Origin of the sequence: Vibrio sp. MED222, assembly GCF_000153005.1 — a bacterium.
Taxonomy (GTDB): domain Bacteria; phylum Pseudomonadota; class Gammaproteobacteria; order Enterobacterales; family Vibrionaceae; genus Vibrio; species Vibrio tasmaniensis_A.
In genome coordinates, this window is the sequence record NZ_CH902607.1 from 469,997 (window position 1) to 485,589 (window position 15,593).

The 15,593-nt window shown below is 42.8% G+C and carries 22 protein-coding genes and 2 pseudogenes; 6 read left to right on the forward strand and 18 right to left on the reverse strand.

Annotated features, from left to right (window positions below):
* A partial coding sequence (locus tag MED222_RS12925) for an AAA family ATPase (RefSeq protein ID WP_009846669.1) occupies positions 1-1,309 on the reverse strand: 1,309 nt, incomplete at its 3' end.
* A gap of 189 nt (positions 1,310-1,498) precedes the next feature.
* On the opposite strand from MED222_RS12925, the gene matP reads away from it, so the two are divergent.
* From matP to MED222_RS12910, 3 genes are all read left to right on the forward strand, one after another.
* Complete coding sequence (matP, locus tag MED222_RS12920; RefSeq protein ID WP_009846670.1) at positions 1,499-1,954, forward strand: macrodomain Ter protein MatP; 456 nt, start codon at positions 1,499-1,501, stop codon at positions 1,952-1,954.
* A 23-nt stretch (positions 1,955-1,977) separates the two neighbouring features.
* On the forward strand, positions 1,978-2,286 hold the full coding sequence (locus MED222_RS12915) for a DUF3634 family protein (RefSeq protein ID WP_012603889.1): 309 nt from the start codon (positions 1,978-1,980) through the stop codon (positions 2,284-2,286).
* A 104-nt stretch (positions 2,287-2,390) separates the two neighbouring features.
* Entirely contained in the window at positions 2,391-2,702 is a 312-nt protein-coding gene (locus tag MED222_RS12910; protein WP_009846672.1) for a hypothetical protein, read from the forward strand.
* Between the two features lie 159 nt (positions 2,703-2,861).
* On the opposite strand, the gene MED222_RS12905 is transcribed toward MED222_RS12910, so the two are convergent.
* From MED222_RS12905 to MED222_RS21895, 3 genes and pseudogenes are all read right to left on the reverse strand, one after another.
* Complete coding sequence (locus MED222_RS12905; RefSeq protein ID WP_029225506.1) at positions 2,862-3,464, reverse strand: DUF2971 domain-containing protein; 603 nt, start codon at positions 3,462-3,464, stop codon at positions 2,862-2,864.
* A gap of 355 nt (positions 3,465-3,819) precedes the next feature.
* Positions 3,820-4,419, reverse strand: a complete 600-nt coding sequence (locus tag MED222_RS12900) for a porin family protein (protein WP_009846674.1) — start codon at positions 4,417-4,419, stop codon at positions 3,820-3,822.
* 183 nt (positions 4,420-4,602) lie between these two features.
* Positions 4,603-4,746: pseudogene (locus tag MED222_RS21895) on the reverse strand (ISNCY family transposase); the annotation flags it as partial.
* Between the two features lie 488 nt (positions 4,747-5,234).
* On the opposite strand from MED222_RS21895, the gene MED222_RS12895 reads away from it, so the two are divergent.
* The gene (locus MED222_RS12895; protein ID WP_009846675.1) at positions 5,235-6,188 is read left to right on the forward strand and encodes a hypothetical protein; all 954 of its coding nucleotides are present in this window, start codon (positions 5,235-5,237) and stop codon (positions 6,186-6,188) included.
* Positions 6,189-6,289: 101 nt separating this feature from the next.
* On the forward strand, positions 6,290-7,003 hold the full coding sequence (locus MED222_RS12890; RefSeq protein WP_009846676.1) for a hypothetical protein: 714 nt from the start codon (positions 6,290-6,292) through the stop codon (positions 7,001-7,003).
* A gap of 407 nt (positions 7,004-7,410) precedes the next feature.
* Here MED222_RS12890 and MED222_RS12885 read toward each other — a convergent pair.
* Positions 7,411-8,148: pseudogene (locus tag MED222_RS12885) on the reverse strand (ISNCY family transposase); the annotation flags it as partial.
* 298 nt (positions 8,149-8,446) lie between these two features.
* On the opposite strand from MED222_RS12885, the gene MED222_RS12880 reads away from it, so the two are divergent.
* Positions 8,447-8,863, forward strand: a complete 417-nt coding sequence (locus MED222_RS12880; protein ID WP_009846678.1) for a DUF3653 domain-containing protein — start codon at positions 8,447-8,449, stop codon at positions 8,861-8,863.
* Positions 8,864-8,867: 4 nt separating this feature from the next.
* On the opposite strand, the gene MED222_RS12875 is transcribed toward MED222_RS12880, so the two are convergent.
* The 13 genes from MED222_RS12875 to MED222_RS12825 form a co-directional block, all read right to left on the reverse strand.
* Positions 8,868-9,572: a hypothetical protein gene (locus MED222_RS12875; protein WP_009846679.1), complete on the reverse strand. Its 705-nt coding sequence runs from the start codon at positions 9,570-9,572 to the stop codon at positions 8,868-8,870.
* A 95-nt stretch (positions 9,573-9,667) separates the two neighbouring features.
* Positions 9,668-9,907, reverse strand: coding sequence for a hypothetical protein (locus MED222_RS12870; protein WP_009846680.1), 240 nt, complete (start codon positions 9,905-9,907; stop codon positions 9,668-9,670).
* A gap of 450 nt (positions 9,908-10,357) precedes the next feature.
* Positions 10,358-10,585 carry a hypothetical protein gene (locus tag MED222_RS12865; RefSeq protein WP_009846682.1) on the reverse strand — a complete coding sequence of 76 codons (228 nt, stop codon included), beginning with the start codon at positions 10,583-10,585 and terminating at the stop codon, positions 10,358-10,360.
* A 91-nt stretch (positions 10,586-10,676) separates the two neighbouring features.
* On the reverse strand, positions 10,677-11,096 hold the full coding sequence (locus MED222_RS12860; protein ID WP_009846684.1) for a hypothetical protein: 420 nt from the start codon (positions 11,094-11,096) through the stop codon (positions 10,677-10,679).
* Between the two features lie 53 nt (positions 11,097-11,149).
* Complete coding sequence (locus MED222_RS22475; RefSeq protein ID WP_009846685.1) at positions 11,150-11,320, reverse strand: hypothetical protein; 171 nt, start codon at positions 11,318-11,320, stop codon at positions 11,150-11,152.
* 1 nt (position 11,321) lies between these two features.
* The gene (locus MED222_RS12855) at positions 11,322-12,200 is read right to left on the reverse strand and encodes a hypothetical protein (RefSeq protein WP_009846686.1); all 879 of its coding nucleotides are present in this window, start codon (positions 12,198-12,200) and stop codon (positions 11,322-11,324) included.
* Positions 12,200-12,808, reverse strand: a complete 609-nt coding sequence (locus MED222_RS12850; protein ID WP_009846687.1) for a hypothetical protein — start codon at positions 12,806-12,808, stop codon at positions 12,200-12,202. The genes MED222_RS12855 and MED222_RS12850 overlap by 1 nt, the downstream gene beginning before the upstream one ends.
* Positions 12,805-13,422, reverse strand: a complete 618-nt coding sequence (locus MED222_RS12845) for a hypothetical protein (RefSeq protein ID WP_009846688.1) — start codon at positions 13,420-13,422, stop codon at positions 12,805-12,807. The genes MED222_RS12850 and MED222_RS12845 overlap by 4 nt, the downstream gene beginning before the upstream one ends.
* On the reverse strand, positions 13,422-13,838 hold the full coding sequence (locus MED222_RS12840) for a hypothetical protein (protein WP_009846689.1): 417 nt from the start codon (positions 13,836-13,838) through the stop codon (positions 13,422-13,424). The genes MED222_RS12845 and MED222_RS12840 overlap by 1 nt, the downstream gene beginning before the upstream one ends.
* On the reverse strand, positions 13,835-14,065 hold the full coding sequence (locus tag MED222_RS12835) for a hypothetical protein (RefSeq protein ID WP_009846690.1): 231 nt from the start codon (positions 14,063-14,065) through the stop codon (positions 13,835-13,837). The genes MED222_RS12840 and MED222_RS12835 overlap by 4 nt, the downstream gene beginning before the upstream one ends.
* Positions 14,062-14,211, reverse strand: a complete 150-nt coding sequence (locus tag MED222_RS22480; RefSeq protein ID WP_009846691.1) for a hypothetical protein — start codon at positions 14,209-14,211, stop codon at positions 14,062-14,064. The genes MED222_RS12835 and MED222_RS22480 overlap by 4 nt, the downstream gene beginning before the upstream one ends.
* Positions 14,212-14,223: 12 nt before the next feature.
* Positions 14,224-14,499 (reverse strand): hypothetical protein, encoded by a 276-nt coding sequence (locus MED222_RS12830; protein ID WP_009846692.1) that lies wholly within the window; start codon positions 14,497-14,499, stop codon positions 14,224-14,226.
* A gap of 9 nt (positions 14,500-14,508) precedes the next feature.
* Positions 14,509-15,318, reverse strand: coding sequence for a major capsid protein P2 (locus MED222_RS12825; protein ID WP_009846693.1), 810 nt, complete (start codon positions 15,316-15,318; stop codon positions 14,509-14,511).
* Between the last annotated feature and the right edge of the window lie 275 nt (positions 15,319-15,593).

The window sequence follows — 15,593 nt, forward strand, 5'->3', positions numbered from 1 at the left end:
ATTGGTCGACAGCACCGGTTACCGCTATTTGTTGATTGATAGGGTATTCCGACAAAGCACTGACCAAAGAGCAAAGCTCAGCAAGAGAAGCACTATCGCCATCAACTTCGCAGTATGATTGCTCAAACACAACAGAAGCAGCATAGGGCAACGGATCTTCAAGGTTTAATGCGCTGCTTACAAATGCTTGCATGATCATCATGCCTTTGGCGTGAAGGTTACCACCGAGTTCCGCTTTGCGTTCAACGTCGGCAATATCACCATCACCAAAGTGGATAACACATGAAATTCGGGCTGGTTCGCCATACGATACAGGGTGTCCTGGTACATCGATAACCGTCAGACCATTAACTTGTCCAACTTGTTCACCCTCGGTTTCGATAATAACTTGGCCATCTCGAATATCATCAAGAGCACGTTCAGGTAAGTACGATTCGCGGTTGTATTTGTGTTGTTGTGCTTGCTGAATATGGTGACCATCAATCTCACCATGGTCGGCTTCAATCAAAGCTTCGTTCAATAACGCATTGTGCCAAATCGGGCATAACGGTATATAGCTTTGATCTTCAGTTTCTCTCGCACCAGCAGTAAGAATGCCTGTCACCGCCTGTTGCGTGATGTTTGGCAATTCATAACGTTGTTGGAGCCATTTAAGGTAACCAAGATATTGCGTCAACGTCTCTTCTGTTAGCTTTATGTCTTGTTCAATTTCACTGAATAGGCAGAAACCAGTTTGAATATCACTGTCTAGATAATCAAGATCGCCGAGTTGAGCTCGGTCTCCAACCACAATCAACTTAATATTGTAGGTAAGCGGTAAAGATGGAGATTGGTTTAAGTGTTCTGGGTTGCTACTGATGGGCTCTACGGCCTCACCAAGAAGTGCAGACTTAAGCAGTAACCAGCTTCCTGGGTTTGCTAGAATCAAGTTGGCTGAAACAATCAGATAACCATTGTTCGCTCTAGCCAGTAAGCCAGGCTTTGTCGCAACGACTTGGCCGTCTTTTGATTGAACTTGGTCAAACAAAGAGACAGCATTTAAAGACTCAGTTTTTATTACTGGTAACGTGTGATCATCTAGAGCAGTAACTAAAGATTCAACAATCATTTGACGATAGATCGAATTGTCCGGAGCGTTGACAAGTAAAACACGCGAAAGGTTGGACAAGCGGACAAAGCGGGTTAGCGCATCGTTGAATCTATGTTGAATGTCTGAAAATGGGAAAGGCGAGATGTCAGGGAATTGCTCTAATTGAGCGCTATATTCGTCGTACTGAGGCGTAACATGTCGCCAATCTACTAGAGTCATTTAAGTTTCTGATTATGATAATGAGGTAGGGAGTATATAGAAAAACCGATCTCGCTTGTAGCTCTATGTTGTAGTTACTAATCACTAAGCTAATATAAGTATGATCTTGGTCTATTCTTTCAAGACAACAATTGTTAAATAGCCTATTTTGGGTTACGCTGTCACTAGGATTAACTCTCGAGATTAGACATGAAATATCAGCAACTTGAAAACTTGGAATGTGGTTGGAAATGGAACTATCTGGTCAAAAAATGGAAAGAAGGCGAGTCGATCACCTGCCATATTGATTCAAGTGAAGCTGACGTTGCTGTACAAGCCTTATTGAAGCTTGAACACCAACCAACAGGTGTTCTTGAGTGGATATCTGACAACATGTCTCCTGAGCTCGATAACAAGCTTAAGCAAGCGATCCGAGCTAAGCGAAAGCGTCACTTTAATGCTGAACAAGTTCACACCAAGAAAAAATCAATCGACCTTGATTATCGTGTATGGGAAAAGCTATCCCAGCGTGCGAACGAGCTAGGTTGTACGCTATCAGATGCCATCGAGTATTTGGTAAGCGAAGCATCTCGTAGTGAACAGGCCAGCAAGACAGTAACCAATCTTAAAGAAGATTTAAGCAAGCTCCTTTCTGACGATAAATAATCATCAACAGTAGTGGTGACATTATGATGTATGTAATCTTAATCGGTGCAGCGTTGGTTTTTTGGTTAGTCGCGGTTGATAGGCCGGTATTGAAAATCAAATTTAACGATGGGGCGATCGAACAAGTTAAAGGTCATCTTCCACCCAGCTTTAAGCACAACCTTCAAGAGATTGGCCACAACAACACTTTTAAAGGTGAATTAAAAGTGTACGCAAAGCGTTCTGGTTATAACCTCAAGTTCACAAAGGATGTACCTAAGAACGTGCAACAACGTATCCGTAATGTATTCCCGCATAACGGCTTCAAATCTAAAGGCTCAAAGAAGGCGTAATGGTCAAGAATTACGTCTTATCTTGTCAATCTTCATACTAAGTTAGTTATTCGCTTGCCTTAACCATCGTCAGACTGTTCTCAGTTCCAATAAAGGAGAACAGTATGAGATATCTAATCCTTTTGTTGTTTTTTTCATCCCCAGTCGTATTTCCCGACGATGCATTGGTTAATCCCGTAGCCAAAAAAATCAAAGCCACGGTCATGAAAGAACTAAAAAAGAGCAATGTTGAAATCGATGGTTATTGTGACCTGATGATTGAAATGAAGCACTCCAAAGGTTATACAAAAATCAAGAGAGTGAGAACATCCGGCGATAGTAAAGCTTGTAGACAGGCGAAACAGCACTTACCAAACAAGAAACAGTTCAAATACAGTTTCCCAGAAAAGTACATCCGACTTCATATCACAAACTGACCAAGATAATGCACTATAACTAAATGATATTAATATGATTGTCTAAAATGCCAATGAATACGAGTGAATTACGGTGATCTGACTAAGATGTTAATTTGTTGCACTGTCACTTTGTATGGGCAATATGTCTCGTAGGGCGTTCATTTTACTGATATCTATTTAGCCGAAGGTGCCAAATGTACACGAATCTTGTTTAGCGACAGCGTGTTTAACTGGGATGCCGAGGTGTTGGCAAGTCATCAGTACCTTTAGTTTTCTATCGGCAGGAGCGTGTTCTGAGAGAATCACAGAGCTTATACACTCTTTATTCAGATACAGCTTGTTGCCAATAATCTCTTCATTGGGCAGTACCCAGCGATATTCTTTTTCGTAACGCCAGTTTGAATGTTTGATTCCAAGTACGCTCACGGCTAATTTCGATGCTTTTGACTTAACTAGCGAAGGAGAACTAAGCATGCTTGGGTTGTCAGTATACTGAACTTCAAAGCAATTGAGATCTGCCTCACCGTGATAACAGTTAAGATCATACTCAATACACATACCTTTAAAGTTATCGCCATACTGAGACCAAAGTATGGGATGGTCATTCGATTGAGAGAAGCACATAACCTTGAAGTCATTCTGAAGTTCTTTGTTGAACAGGTGATGAGATTCAAAAGGGTTATTAAAGGTCTTAGCGGAATCAAACCACAACGAACACTCGGATATCGATTGTATGTTTCTATCGTGAAGAGATCTGAACTTATAAAGTTTAGGCAACATATCAAACACCTGGTTTACAACATTGTCTGATGTTAACACTATAATTCATAATGTAAGCGTGAATGCATAGTGTTTGCTTGCTTAGTCACCAAGTTTAATCATATAACTGATTGATAGATCAAAATTTAAACACGAAATAGCAGCCTGTTTGAGTGATTTATCTTGCAATAGCGCTGGTTTTTTTTAATAAGTTGCAACGTAACTTTATATTGGTGGAAGAATAGGTCTATATTTGGAGGCAATGTAAAGGAAGTTAAGTGAACCAATAATGATAAATCCGACCTCAAAGAGATCGGACTATTTGCAATGTTAGGCTAGTTGACCGCAATAAATTGGTCTAGCCATTGAAGGAACTTTAGAAATGGTATCGTGCACCAATGTATGCTGTTTTGGATGAAACATCGATGGACTCTATTTCAATATGTGCAGAGCGGTAACCGATATGAACGTCGATGTTATCGGTAATTATTGCGCCAAATTCTCCACCGATTTGGTAAGCGGCCTCAGATTCAGAAGCTGAGAGCCCAAAGGCTTTGATTTCCGTATCAATAGATCCAACGCCTGCTAACAGGGAGACATACAAATCCAAGACGTCGCCTTTAACGATGAATTTGGGTTTAACATTCACGAAGAAGGCTTGGCCTTCAATATCCATCATTTGAGCAAAGTTAACTTTGCCAATTTTTCGGTACTCCGCTTCTAATCCCAGCTTTACTACATCGTGTGTATTGAACTCATAACCGCCAACTAAGTTATAACTCAAGTCAGCTAGATCAGAAGAATCTTCAATTTTGCTACCGCGGTATTCTAATTCGGTTTCATTATAAAACCCGATATCTACACCTGCATAAAAATGACCAAGCTCTTTAGCTGCTGTGTCATTTTCATTAGCAAGCGCGTATGAACTCATGCCAAAAGCGGTGAATAGTGATAGGGCAACCATACCGATTTTCATATTAAGCCTTTTATATAATAAGTTATTGATTCCTTGAATACCTTACCAAATGTAGAGCTTTTAAACTAATAATGGTTTTGTGTAACCATCTGATTTTATGAACTTATTATCGATATAAACATCAATACAGAAGCAACATGATTCGATTTTAGCCGTATCGCTTTATATTTACGTAATCAACAGAGCAGGCTTAGCAAAGCGATGGTTAAAATCGACGATGAAGTAGGGAAGCCAGACGTTGGCTAGCTCGACGCGACCTTTGGCTTAGGAGCTGTTGGCACAAATGAGTTCTATCGCCAGCTCTTTCAGCACGCGCCCGTATTGGGTTTGGCCAACTTGTTTGAGGCTCATAGGACAATGGCCTCGCTAACTAACCCAAGTTTGAGCAGGACATCAAGGGGCACTTGTGCCTGTCCCGTTTCCCAACGCGAAAAGGTAGCTTGAGTGTCAAGTTTGTTTTGAGAAATGAAGTCTTTCTGTTGTAGGCCAGAACGTAAACGTGCATCACGTATCAGTTTGGCCGTAATAGGGTACTATATTTGGATGGTTCCATAGCTCGTTGCCTTAACTGACGTTAAAAGAAACAAGCCGGAGGTTTACGAACGATTGATATTACACATGGTTCTTATGGGTGTAGCACTTTCTTTAATTCAATAGAGTGCATATGGTAGGTTTTGCTATTTATAATTCCAACAACATCATTATGTGTCATAAGTGATTGTTCTTAAGAGAATAAAGGCAGTACAATAGTCCGAATAATTACGCTCTTAGAATGACCGACATAGTAAAGCATTGGTAATGATGGATATTGAATAATGATAGAAGACTTAATTAACTCTACAAAAGTAGCTTTATATGACAGGGCTACCAGTCCATTATTTGGATCGTTTCTAGCGTCATGGTGTATTTGGAATTGGGAGATTATTTGGGTACTGTTCTCGAATATCCCTGTGATGAATAAAATCAACTTTATGGATAATCATTTTAGCTCATTTTTGGAGGCTTTTGGGCTGCTATTTTTAGGGCCTGTGCTTACATCATTAGCTTATCTATTTGTCTACCCAATACCCGCAGAGTTCGTCTTCTCATACACTCAAAAGCGTCAGAAAAACTTAAAAACGATTAAAATAGGTATTGAAGAAGACACACCGCTGCCTGAAGCGGAGTGGCGAGCACTTAGAGCTAGAATTCCAGAGTTGGAGTTCTCATTCAACACCCAACTTACCAAAAAAGATTCTGAAATAGAAAAGTTAAAGTCTCAATTAAGTCAGTATCAAGCAAGTGAAGAGCCTGAAGAACCTAAAGATGCAACAGTAATCAATAAGCAACAACCGATTAATGTGCATCGTACAACTGGCAACAATAATACTAACAGTGTAAATACCGTTGTAAGCTCCAATGATAATAATGACGAAGATGAAAGACCTATTAACGTCATTACAGAGTTTACTGTAGGTGACCAGACATACCGCCTTGGAGAGGATTACCAAAACAGTAAGCCCGGCTCAGTAAATGTAATTGACCTAAGAAACGAGTTCTCATTCAAAGAGCAAATTCTCGTAACTTTCACTCTCGAGACAGAGTTAAAAGAGGGGCAATACATTACTGTTTTCGATGGTTACTCAACACGTACTTTAGAGACTAACAGCTTCGAAATTGAAAAAATCGATTACCAAGAGCAAAATGCTTTCATTGTAGTTCGCCAAATCAATCCATTCAGAGTAGATGCAGAAATGGTAGTAAGTAATAAAGTTCAGTTTGCATATTAATCATATAAAACAAGGGTAGCATTTTCGTGATGTGGTCTTTGTTTTTCCATGTCTATTTTAATACATTCGCGATATCGATAAGTCTAAATGAGAGATCATTAATGGAAGCAACTACAGTTGAAGTTTTAAGTATGTTGGGAACATGGTTTTCGGGGGGAGGCGCTTTTTCCGCGATTATATACGCGATAAATACAAATAGGCCTAAAATAAAAGGCAAAGCCAGTTGTATAGAAGCCGGTGATGAAGGTAATTTCACACTAGACATATTGAACACGAAACCAATTTTAGCGAATATCTCTCATGTTCGTCTAGTTGAGCATTCTTTCTTGGGAGTCAAAAAGAACAATCCAAGCGAGTATAGTCGGAGCTCCATTATTAAAAACCGTCCCCAAAGACAATGCGAAAGACTAGACTTAGAAATTAAACCTTATAGCGTCATTAAGCTTGAACTTTCTGTAAAGCACATCTTAGATGCTTATTGTGAACTTTGTGATATTAAGGAACCAATAGGTATGCAAAGAATGAAAAAAGCTAGGATAGCGGTTTTCCTCTACAGCGGAGGTGTTTACTACATAGACCTTCCTAAATCTATGTATCAAAGTATGAAAAATGTCATGCTAATGCAGGCGCGTCGTCGTATTAATGAACTTGAAACCAAAGGGTTAAAAGTTTGCGCAGAAGTAAATAACTGGAATGGGAGTTTATGCGAGCTGGGTGCTTGGGCATTAAAAGAATATGAATTTGCATTAAGGCGTCACTATTACTTAGATCTTCCTTACGGAATTAAGGAAAAGCACTTCAGATCTAATTCATAATCTAAGAGCTTTGTAGATCGTGTATTAAGAATACCGGCCACCTTTTGATGTGGCCTTGTTTAATCAATCCTAAGAAAAGACAATTTTACAAACTAGATTCTTTAAATCTCGCTTTTTTTACTGCTAGAATCATCGCGTAGCGATAGGCTCTTAGAATCACGCCCAACTTACCTCTCTCCGGTTTACTTACCAATCTTTCGTTGTGTTTCGTCCACAGGTATACAAGGCCGCAAGTCGCTTGCGACTAAGAAAGGCCACTTCATTAACTTATCCCCGAGTTTCGAGGGGGTAAAAAACATTAATACCATTACTATCCTTAATATCATGGTTCTAGTCGAAGACTATGCGGGCCAAGTAAATAGAGTAGGGAATGGTAGTAAGAACTAGGAGTAGTTTAGATCCATATATACGCGACTTTTGCACAAGCCAAACGAGATCGAGAGAATGCCAACCGCCAGCTCTTTCAGCACGCGCCCGTATTGGGTTTGGCCAACTTGTTTGTGTTTCTCCTGATTCACTCTAAATATGGAGTGTTTGTCGCTGTAAAATGCGATGGGTTTACCGTGCTCATTGAGGTATTCACGCGTCGCCAACATGTAGTCAAACGCGGATTCCGTTTCGCTGAATCTGAGGTTCATCAAGCGGCCAGTCGCATCGTCAATGAACACCAATAGGCAGCATTTGTCGCTGCGGCCTTCAAACCAGTCATGATGGGAGCCGTCAATTTGAATAAGTTCACCCAAGCAATCACGACGGTAACGAGGCTGATAGATCCGAGGTTTTCGTTGCGCATGTGGAAGCCACAGTCCGTCGGCGATCATCCATTGACGGAGTGTTTCTTTAGAGACTGATAGATTGTGCAGTTCAGTCAGTTTTTCCAGAGCGAACGTTGGTGAGAAGTCAGAGTAATGCTCACGGATAAGTTTCAGTATTTCAATTCTGAAATGTTCTGAGTAGCGTCGATTACTTGGGCGTCCACGCGCTGCGTGTGTAAGACTTTGCGCGCCAAGAGAGACAAGTTTGTTTACCAAACGTCGGATATGACGCGCAGACAGGTTCAAAATGATAGCAGCGTCAACTTGGCGTAGTCGTTTTTCACGTACGTCAGTCAGAACCTTGAATCGATAAATATCTTTTTCACTCATAGTAATAAGCATCCAGATAACTCCTAAGCAGACCAATATAGGTAAGCTTAGGAGGACATTTTAAAATGGCTCAAACCGGACACTACTAAATTGCTCTAACACAATCACTACGTATTATTTGCTTTTATGTTCAATTAGTTACACTAATGGTTAAATCAACACTATGCATTTGATGGATATATTCTAGGACGGTCACAATTATAGATATTAGTACATATGAAGCTCTTATGCAGATTGCCACTAAACCAGCACAAAAATAAGATTCTCGTCCCATTTATAATAATGAGACATAGATCACATGAAAAATAAAATAAAAGATGAGCTATTCAACAACGGCTTATATATCAATCAAGTAAACGACTTGCTGTTATGGCATTTCGACGGCCACAGTGAAGCTGCAGACTATTTCGGGGTAACTCCCCAAACGGTTAAGAACTGGATCAGCAATGGTAATTGGCCGTTGTCCGTTGTCAGATTGCTGCTTGTCATGCATAGGGGATATTTGCCAACCTCTAAGCCGTGGCGAGGTTTTAAGATTCGTGGTGATGTTCTTTACACTCCCGGTGGGCGAGAGCTTACCGCTTATGATCTAATGGAGTTAGATATCAAGATGAGCTTTGATATGACTTCGAATGTCATTCAGTTCAGACGAAAAAAAAAGAGACGATTTAAATTAAAGAAACAGGGCGTTAGCCGCCCTGTAAAAACTAGTTAATGCCTCAGCTTTTCGGGGCATTCCCATACAATAGGCCTGTGTCATTCCCCAATAGGCCAGCAATGTAATCTTTGCCGTTATGCTTAACCGTTAATAGAACTCCGTTATAAGTCCCATTGAGAGAGGATTGGGAACAAGAAACGGCTGTCGCGTTGTCCACATTGAAGTATTCGCCATTACGCACAAGTTTACCTGTAATGCTACATACGCCATTTACTGCAAATGTCCCATCAGAATTAATCGTCCATGTGCTCCCGTCGCTTGGGTTCGTGTGCGTTCCTGTGATTTGGCCAATAGGTAAGGATGCCGCTGTCTTATTCATTGAATAGACGAGGTTTGTACCATTGAACACAGACGTAAGCGTAACGATCGCTTTATCAAATTTAGCATTCATCACTTGAGTACTGTTTTGCACGAATGCGCTGCTGTTGGCCAGCTTGATTCCTTTCGTTGTCATCGATGTTTCTGTAGTGGTCGCGGTATCGACAAAATAGATGCTGTCATTCGCAAAGTCACCCACTATCAGGTTGTTTTTAGATCGCTTTGAATCTACAAGCATGACGGATAAGTCGGCAGGGTTAACGTATAAGCCGTCCCCTTTGAACGATTTAACAGGCTGTGCAGCCGTTGAGCCACCACCTCCGCCACCGCCACAACCAACTAAACCGACGATAGTAACCAAACCAAAAATTAAGCCTTTGTTTTTCATTGCGTTTACTCTTTCATATATGAGGTGCGTATCATAGACGAAAAGAATAAAGCCCGCAAAATACGAGCTTTGATTTATGGATTGATTTGTGAACTTCAAGACGCCCTGAGATCATCAAGAGCTGTAACGTAGTTACTAATCTTATTTTTCAATTGATAGAGTTCACGCCTTAGCTTTTCATTTTCTGCAGCGGATTTCTTATATTTATTATGGTAATCAATCGCTAGGTATCCGCTTTTGATTAGTGCCTTGGACATGGTGTTGATGTTTGTAAGCTCTTTGACTTCCAATAGCATTTTCTCATGCTCTTCTGTGTTTCGGATAGTTATCGCCATCATTTTTCCTTTCTGCAGAACCGGCTAAGAAAAATAATGATAGCATTTTTAATTACTCGGGGCTGCAGCCTGGTTTGATTTTGCAATCAAAAGCGCGATTGTTCCTGGAACACCGGTGCGTTTAATGATGGCAAAAAGAAAGGCAGCTTTCGCTACCTTTCGTCAGAGGATGTTGGCTAGTTTGTCTAGGTGGGGGATTCTCTCTCGAGATCCCCGAGGGAAGTTACGCAGTGGATAATTATCAATACTCTTTTTCTTTGCCGAAGCATAAACGTAGACAGAAAAGAGCAGGGTAATTGGGAGGATTAATGCAGCCCGTTTATTCACATTGTCCTACTTACGCATGTGCGCCTTTTGTTTCTAATATGGTGATTCTTGTGTGAAGCTTAAATAGTCCAACCAAGATCAAGATAGTATTACCATCTAGCCCCAAGGTTTGAATTATTTCCATTAACCCCACTCCTTACGGATAGTTTCCCATAGGCCAAGTGCGATTGGTAAGGCTGTACCAACGATGCCGCCATATTCTACGCCCTCAGGGGTTACGCTTGCGGTTATTAGCTCAGGATGTCCAATAGCAAGAGCTACACCCGCACTAACTAAGGCAAGGCCTTTTTTAGTTGATGGTTGCTCTAGGTCGATGCTTAATTTTTCTTTTAGAAAGGCTTTCAGGTTCATAGTAGTTTATGTCCTTGTAAATACTTGATTGCGTAAGCGGCAAGAACGCCACCTACAACGGTAATAGCAATTTTCTTGTAGTCGTCTTTGGTCATGCCATGGCAACCCCTTTTTGTGCCATTTTCAACGTGTAGTAGTTGCCGACTTCGAGGCGTGACATTGCGTGCAGTAGCTTGGCCAGCTCGTCGTTATCATTCACGTTTACGCGTTGATTTGGGGTGATACCTGTTTGTTGACTGACAAACTTAATGTAGTGGTCAGTGTCGTTTTCATGATCAGGTGCGAATCGGTTGATCATTTCGCTGAGTGTGCAAAAGCCTTGTCGTTCGTAAGAACGCAAGACACGAGCACCGGCACGAAAACCAAACGCTGGGTTTTTAAATTCTTCGAATGCTTTATCGCTATCGAGTAGGGCTTCACCTTTCCACTGAGTGGTGTCACCTTTGCTTTCACGAATGTTCAGCGGGTTATTGTTGCGAACACCTCGAGGTAATGTTTTTTGATGCGCCATGTATAAAAGCCCTCCAGTGGCTCCTATTGCGAGTAAAAGGAAAAGCGGGCGCATTACTGCGCCTGCTGTGGTTGTGGGTCAGCGTCTGCAATCTCGCCGCGCTTCTCAGCTTGGTCAATGCCAAACTCAGTCCAGAAACGGTGGCCGCGAGGGACTGTCCATTCTTGGCCGTTGGTTGGGTGATTGCAGATAACAGCGTTTTTGTCTTGGTCTGTGAATTTCATGTTACGGCCTCGCATCTAGTGTGAAATTTGATAGTGCCATCCCACTGTTAATAGAAACCTGTACTGTGAGTGACTTTCTCCCAATGTGTTTACTGCCGCTTGGACTTGTTTCACTATGGATTACCAGTGCAGGTTTACTGAACATCTCAACCTCATACGTCATTGAACCGTATGAATTGGCAGGGCCGTAAGAGCCAAGGATAAGCGGGTACGAATTTCCATCACCGCCGTATACCTGAAGAAATGGTTTACAAGGAGTTAATTCATCCACCGATTGTTGATAAATCGGCAAGCTTGATGACTGAGCTAAAATTAAGCAAGTGAACTTAGAGCCGTCTCCCGATACTTCAAACTTGATGTATTGTTGACTGTCCGCTGTCGCGGTATCTGTACCGCCGTTGATTCTGATTTGAGGTGTACCGCTGACTATATCCATATTGCTGCGAAGCGTGCGCCCCACATCAATAATATTTGGAACAAGTTGTACGATTGAGCCACTTACCAAGCGGAAGCCGTCCGCGTCTCGGTAAACTTCCGCGCCACCTGCGCCAGCTTTCCAACCATCACAAAAGTATTGACCCGCTGTCAGCACGCCGTCACTTTCGTTGGCTTGGTTGATTTTACCGCGAGGGTTAATCAGTAGGTTTTCGCTACTGGCAATCGCAGTATATTGCGCCTTGCTCACATCATTTTTTAATGCTGTGATTTGAGTCGCTTGTTGATGTATTGATTTTAATAATGACGTGTCTTTATTGGTCAGATCCAACACATCACTAATCAGTTGTGTATCTTGATTACTCAAAGCCAGTAAACGGTCTGTTAACTGGTCGATGTCTGCAATCTTGGTTTGTGTATTAAAGAATGGGTTGCTTACGTGCATTACTTAACTCCCACAACCGAAAGGCGAGCTGTGCTTTGACTTGCGTTATACGCATAAAGCTCACCGCTAAAATCCAACGATAGGGCACCAGTTGCCTGTTTGCTTCCCATCACCAATAGGCCGCGATTTGAGGCGACGCTAAAATCCCCAATTCGCAGCGTTGTAACGTCATCGCTAATGACTTGAACAGATACCTTTTTAAAGCCGCTATTACCGATTTTCTTCTTGGTATTCGGGGCTATTTCGATATCTGGCGACGTGGTCAATGTGTTTGGTGAAAGTGGTTCGACTTTCAGGCCGTCTTTAACACTGACCGTTGCGATAAATTGAATAGGTTCAACAATGCGCTGAACTTCAATACCGCTTGTAGAGGCTGGTCTTATCTCTGCGTCTGAAATTTGATAGTCAATGGTCACTGTCTGTGACTGACGGTGTTCTAAGAACATCTTATCGAACTCAGTGACATTGATTCGGTCACCCGATTCAAGTCGTTGCGGTTTGAGGTTATCGGCACTAATAAATACAGGTGCACTGGTCGTGCGCACGATCAAGTATTTACCTTTACCACCCACAGAAATGGGAGTTTGAGTGTCTGGATTTAATTTCATGAGCTTCGACTCCATGCAAGGGCACCAAAGCCAAGAACTAGCGCAGCCGAAACCCCTAGAATGACCTTAGTCATTTGTGGGGCTGTGCCTGTTTGCTCGTGCGTTTTCGCCGTTTCTGCCATCTTCATGGCTGTTCTAGCGTTTTCGCTGCTTTGAGCTGATAAGGCTTTCATTGCTTGGATTGCTTCAGAGTTGGTCTTTGACACGGCATCGAGTGACTTCTCACCAAAGCCTAGTGCTTTTTCTGTTGCTCGTTCATTACTTCGAAGAGCATCAGAGCCAAACCCTAGAGCTTTTTCACCAAAGCGAATGGCATTTTCTGACACTCGCTCATTACTTCGAAGCGCATCACTCGAAACTCGTTCATTACTACGAAGTGCATCAGAGCCTAATTCAGCCGCTCGGCGCATCGCGTCAGCGTTACCCGATAGGGCTGATTTAGCGATATCTCCGGCCGCTTTCATTGCGCCGTGGTCGGTCGATGTAATATTACCGATGTTGCCATTCACACCAGAGATGATGACGCCCAAGTTATCTCCACTAACCGCACTGGTGCCGTTAGTGTTGGTGGTATTGGTTGTGTTTGCACTGCTACTACTGCCGCCGCCGCCCATTACACGCCCTCCAAATTAAGCGTCATCACAGAGTCATGATCTGATTGATGAGTCATGACAAAGCCGAACTGTCGTAAAACACGACACATACCTAAGCGAACCGTGTGATACTTGATTGAGCGATAGCCTTGAGACTTCACCGCGTCGATGATTGTCGGCGCACCTTTTAACAAGCCTTTGCCCGTCATCGCTAAAATCAAGTAGTCGTTTTCACTTGTTACATAACCGACAAAACGCAGTGATACGCCTTGCTCACGGTCGAACAGGTGGTAAAAACTCGCGCGTTTGTTTTCCACCGCTTCACGGCAAAATTCAAATTCCACCTTTGCGTCTGTCACGCCGTTAAACGCTCGCTTGATCAGCTTAAATAAAGCGGGTAGGTCAGGGCGATTAGGTCTTAATAAAATTAACTTCATCGCTTCACCGCCCAGATACCCGCAACAATAACGATTGCAATGATTGGTAGGTTATTGGTGATGTTTTGCATCGCTCCGCCACCAAAGTTAATCGCCGCGTTACGGATACCACCAATTGAGTTAGTCCCGTTTGCTTCACTGGGACCCGCAGAGCCACCACCTGCGCTAATTGGCATAGAGCCGCCCGCTGATAAACCGCCAGCCGCCGCACCTAATGCAGGAATCATTTGCTCCCCTTAATCACTTTGTAAGCGATATAACCGCCGCCCCCAAGGGCGGCCAATTTTAGGGCTTTCGATGCTGCCGAACCTGCAAAGAAACCCCCGCCAAAGCCCACGCCGCCAGCGGCTAGGGCTACCCAAACTAAAGGCATAAACGTACTCCCTTAGCTTTTCGCCAATACAATCAGCAAGCCCAGAGTGAACACCGCAGCCACACCGCCGCCCACATAAAGAAGCGTTTTATCGTCTTCTTGTTGTGGTTTAGCGGGGGTGACTTTGTTCCCGTGGTCGTCTGCTTTCTTGGTGACTTGTGCCGATGTTCCGGCGTTCACAGTTTGCTGCTTTTCGGTTGTGGCGTTCTTGACAAGAGCGTCCGCGCCTTCTCCGACTGTATCTAGCAAGCCTGCTCCAAAATTACCTAAATCATCCCAAAGAGACATAAGCCCTCCTTACTCAACAATAAGGTCTGGACGTACGACTTTGATTGATTCGACAATGATTGGAATTGAACCAACCGCTGAGGCCGTCTTAACCGTGAACTTCAGTTCATTGGCATGGTGCGTATTGAACAATTCATCGAGGTAATAGCCGCGCATGATTGGATCGAAATGGAACATTCCTGTCTGCCAGAAACGCTTGTTACGTTTCGCGCGCATCGTTTCAACAGAGCGTGTTGAGTCGTAGAGCTTCACGTAGTCTTTATGGATTTCTAGACCGTTCACTTCGTTGTTCAAAAAGTGCAGACGGCGAATGTGAATCAATGGGCCACTTTTCAGATCAAGAAATTCGTTCTCAGTAGAACTGGCTTGCATGGTCTGTTTTTGGATCATTGGTACAACGATTCGTGCGGGTTGTCCTGGGGAGACAGTCGCATGACCTTTGAGTTGCACATCTGGAGAGTCAGAAGCAGGTTTATCAACAATCTCAACTTCAAGTGTGATGTTGTCGCCTTGCTCTGTTACTAGCGATGTGTAACGCATGCCGTTTTTCGTTTTCGCTGTAATATCCGCAAGAGGGATATGGTAGAAACCGCTTGCAGCTGGCATGCCTTTGTAAGCTTCAAGTGCTTTCATTAGCTCGCCATCAAGTACAATGATTTCTTCAGCGTTTAACGTGATAGACACGCGCTTGATTTGCGCTGGCGTCAGGTTCGTTTCAAGAAAGATTTCTTCGTACGTTGGACCCGTTGGAATGGTCAAGATTGCCTTTTCACCCCAAACACCACCAGTAAACGAATTAAGCTTCATAATTGAATTCATGTAGCTACCCCTTAGCCGATTGTGTCTTCAACAGCGTCAACGTTGTTTGACGCCCAAACCACACCAGCAGCAACCAGTGCCGCGATACCCGCAATAATGCCGATGTTTTTCGGATTTAATTTCATGTTTTGATTTACTCCAATAAGAAAAAAACCGCCCAGAAAGTGGGCGTCCATATGGAAGGAAGTTCGTAAACGGAGTCTGTACGCGTAAACGTCATCGCTTGCCAAAGAGGTCTTATTGGTACTGCGTTATGTGCCTTCGATGCCTAATGG

Excerpts from the sequence above, each read along its gene's own strand:
- MED222_RS12825 (WP_009846693.1), bottom strand. The coding sequence starts at position 15,318 with ATGAATTCAATTATGAAGCTTAATTCGTTTACTGGTGGTGTTTGGGGT.
- MED222_RS12870 (WP_009846680.1), bottom strand. The coding sequence starts at position 9,907 with ATGGCGATAACTATCCGAAACACAGAAGAGCATGAGAAAATGCTATTG.
- matP (WP_009846670.1), top strand. The coding sequence starts at position 1,499 with ATGAAATATCAGCAACTTGAAAACTTGGAATGTGGTTGGAAATGGAAC.
- MED222_RS12835 (WP_009846690.1), bottom strand. The coding sequence starts at position 14,065 with ATGATTCCTGCATTAGGTGCGGCGGCTGGCGGTTTATCAGCGGGCGGC.
- MED222_RS12860 (WP_009846684.1), bottom strand. The coding sequence starts at position 11,096 with ATGGCGCATCAAAAAACATTACCTCGAGGTGTTCGCAACAATAACCCG.
- MED222_RS12895 (WP_009846675.1), top strand. The coding sequence starts at position 5,235 with ATGATAGAAGACTTAATTAACTCTACAAAAGTAGCTTTATATGACAGG.
- MED222_RS12845 (WP_009846688.1), bottom strand. The coding sequence starts at position 13,422 with ATGGGCGGCGGCGGCAGTAGTAGCAGTGCAAACACAACCAATACCACC.
- MED222_RS12890 (WP_009846676.1), top strand. The coding sequence starts at position 6,290 with ATGGAAGCAACTACAGTTGAAGTTTTAAGTATGTTGGGAACATGGTTT.
- MED222_RS12900 (WP_009846674.1), bottom strand. The coding sequence starts at position 4,419 with ATGAAAATCGGTATGGTTGCCCTATCACTATTCACCGCTTTTGGCATG.
- MED222_RS12850 (WP_009846687.1), bottom strand. The coding sequence starts at position 12,808 with ATGAAATTAAATCCAGACACTCAAACTCCCATTTCTGTGGGTGGTAAA.
- MED222_RS12840 (WP_009846689.1), bottom strand. The coding sequence starts at position 13,838 with ATGAAGTTAATTTTATTAAGACCTAATCGCCCTGACCTACCCGCTTTA.
- MED222_RS22480 (WP_009846691.1), bottom strand. The coding sequence starts at position 14,211 with ATGCCTTTAGTTTGGGTAGCCCTAGCCGCTGGCGGCGTGGGCTTTGGC.
- MED222_RS12915 (WP_012603889.1), top strand. The coding sequence starts at position 1,978 with ATGATGTATGTAATCTTAATCGGTGCAGCGTTGGTTTTTTGGTTAGTC.
- MED222_RS12910 (WP_009846672.1), top strand. The coding sequence starts at position 2,391 with ATGAGATATCTAATCCTTTTGTTGTTTTTTTCATCCCCAGTCGTATTT.
- MED222_RS12880 (WP_009846678.1), top strand. The coding sequence starts at position 8,447 with ATGAAAAATAAAATAAAAGATGAGCTATTCAACAACGGCTTATATATC.
- MED222_RS12855 (WP_009846686.1), bottom strand. The coding sequence starts at position 12,200 with ATGCACGTAAGCAACCCATTCTTTAATACACAAACCAAGATTGCAGAC.
- MED222_RS12905 (WP_029225506.1), bottom strand. The coding sequence starts at position 3,464 with ATGTTGCCTAAACTTTATAAGTTCAGATCTCTTCACGATAGAAACATA.
- MED222_RS12875 (WP_009846679.1), bottom strand. The coding sequence starts at position 9,572 with ATGAAAAACAAAGGCTTAATTTTTGGTTTGGTTACTATCGTCGGTTTA.
- MED222_RS22475 (WP_009846685.1), bottom strand. The coding sequence starts at position 11,320 with ATGAAATTCACAGACCAAGACAAAAACGCTGTTATCTGCAATCACCCA.
- MED222_RS12830 (WP_009846692.1), bottom strand. The coding sequence starts at position 14,499 with ATGTCTCTTTGGGATGATTTAGGTAATTTTGGAGCAGGCTTGCTAGAT.
- MED222_RS12865 (WP_009846682.1), bottom strand. The coding sequence starts at position 10,585 with ATGAACCTGAAAGCCTTTCTAAAAGAAAAATTAAGCATCGACCTAGAG.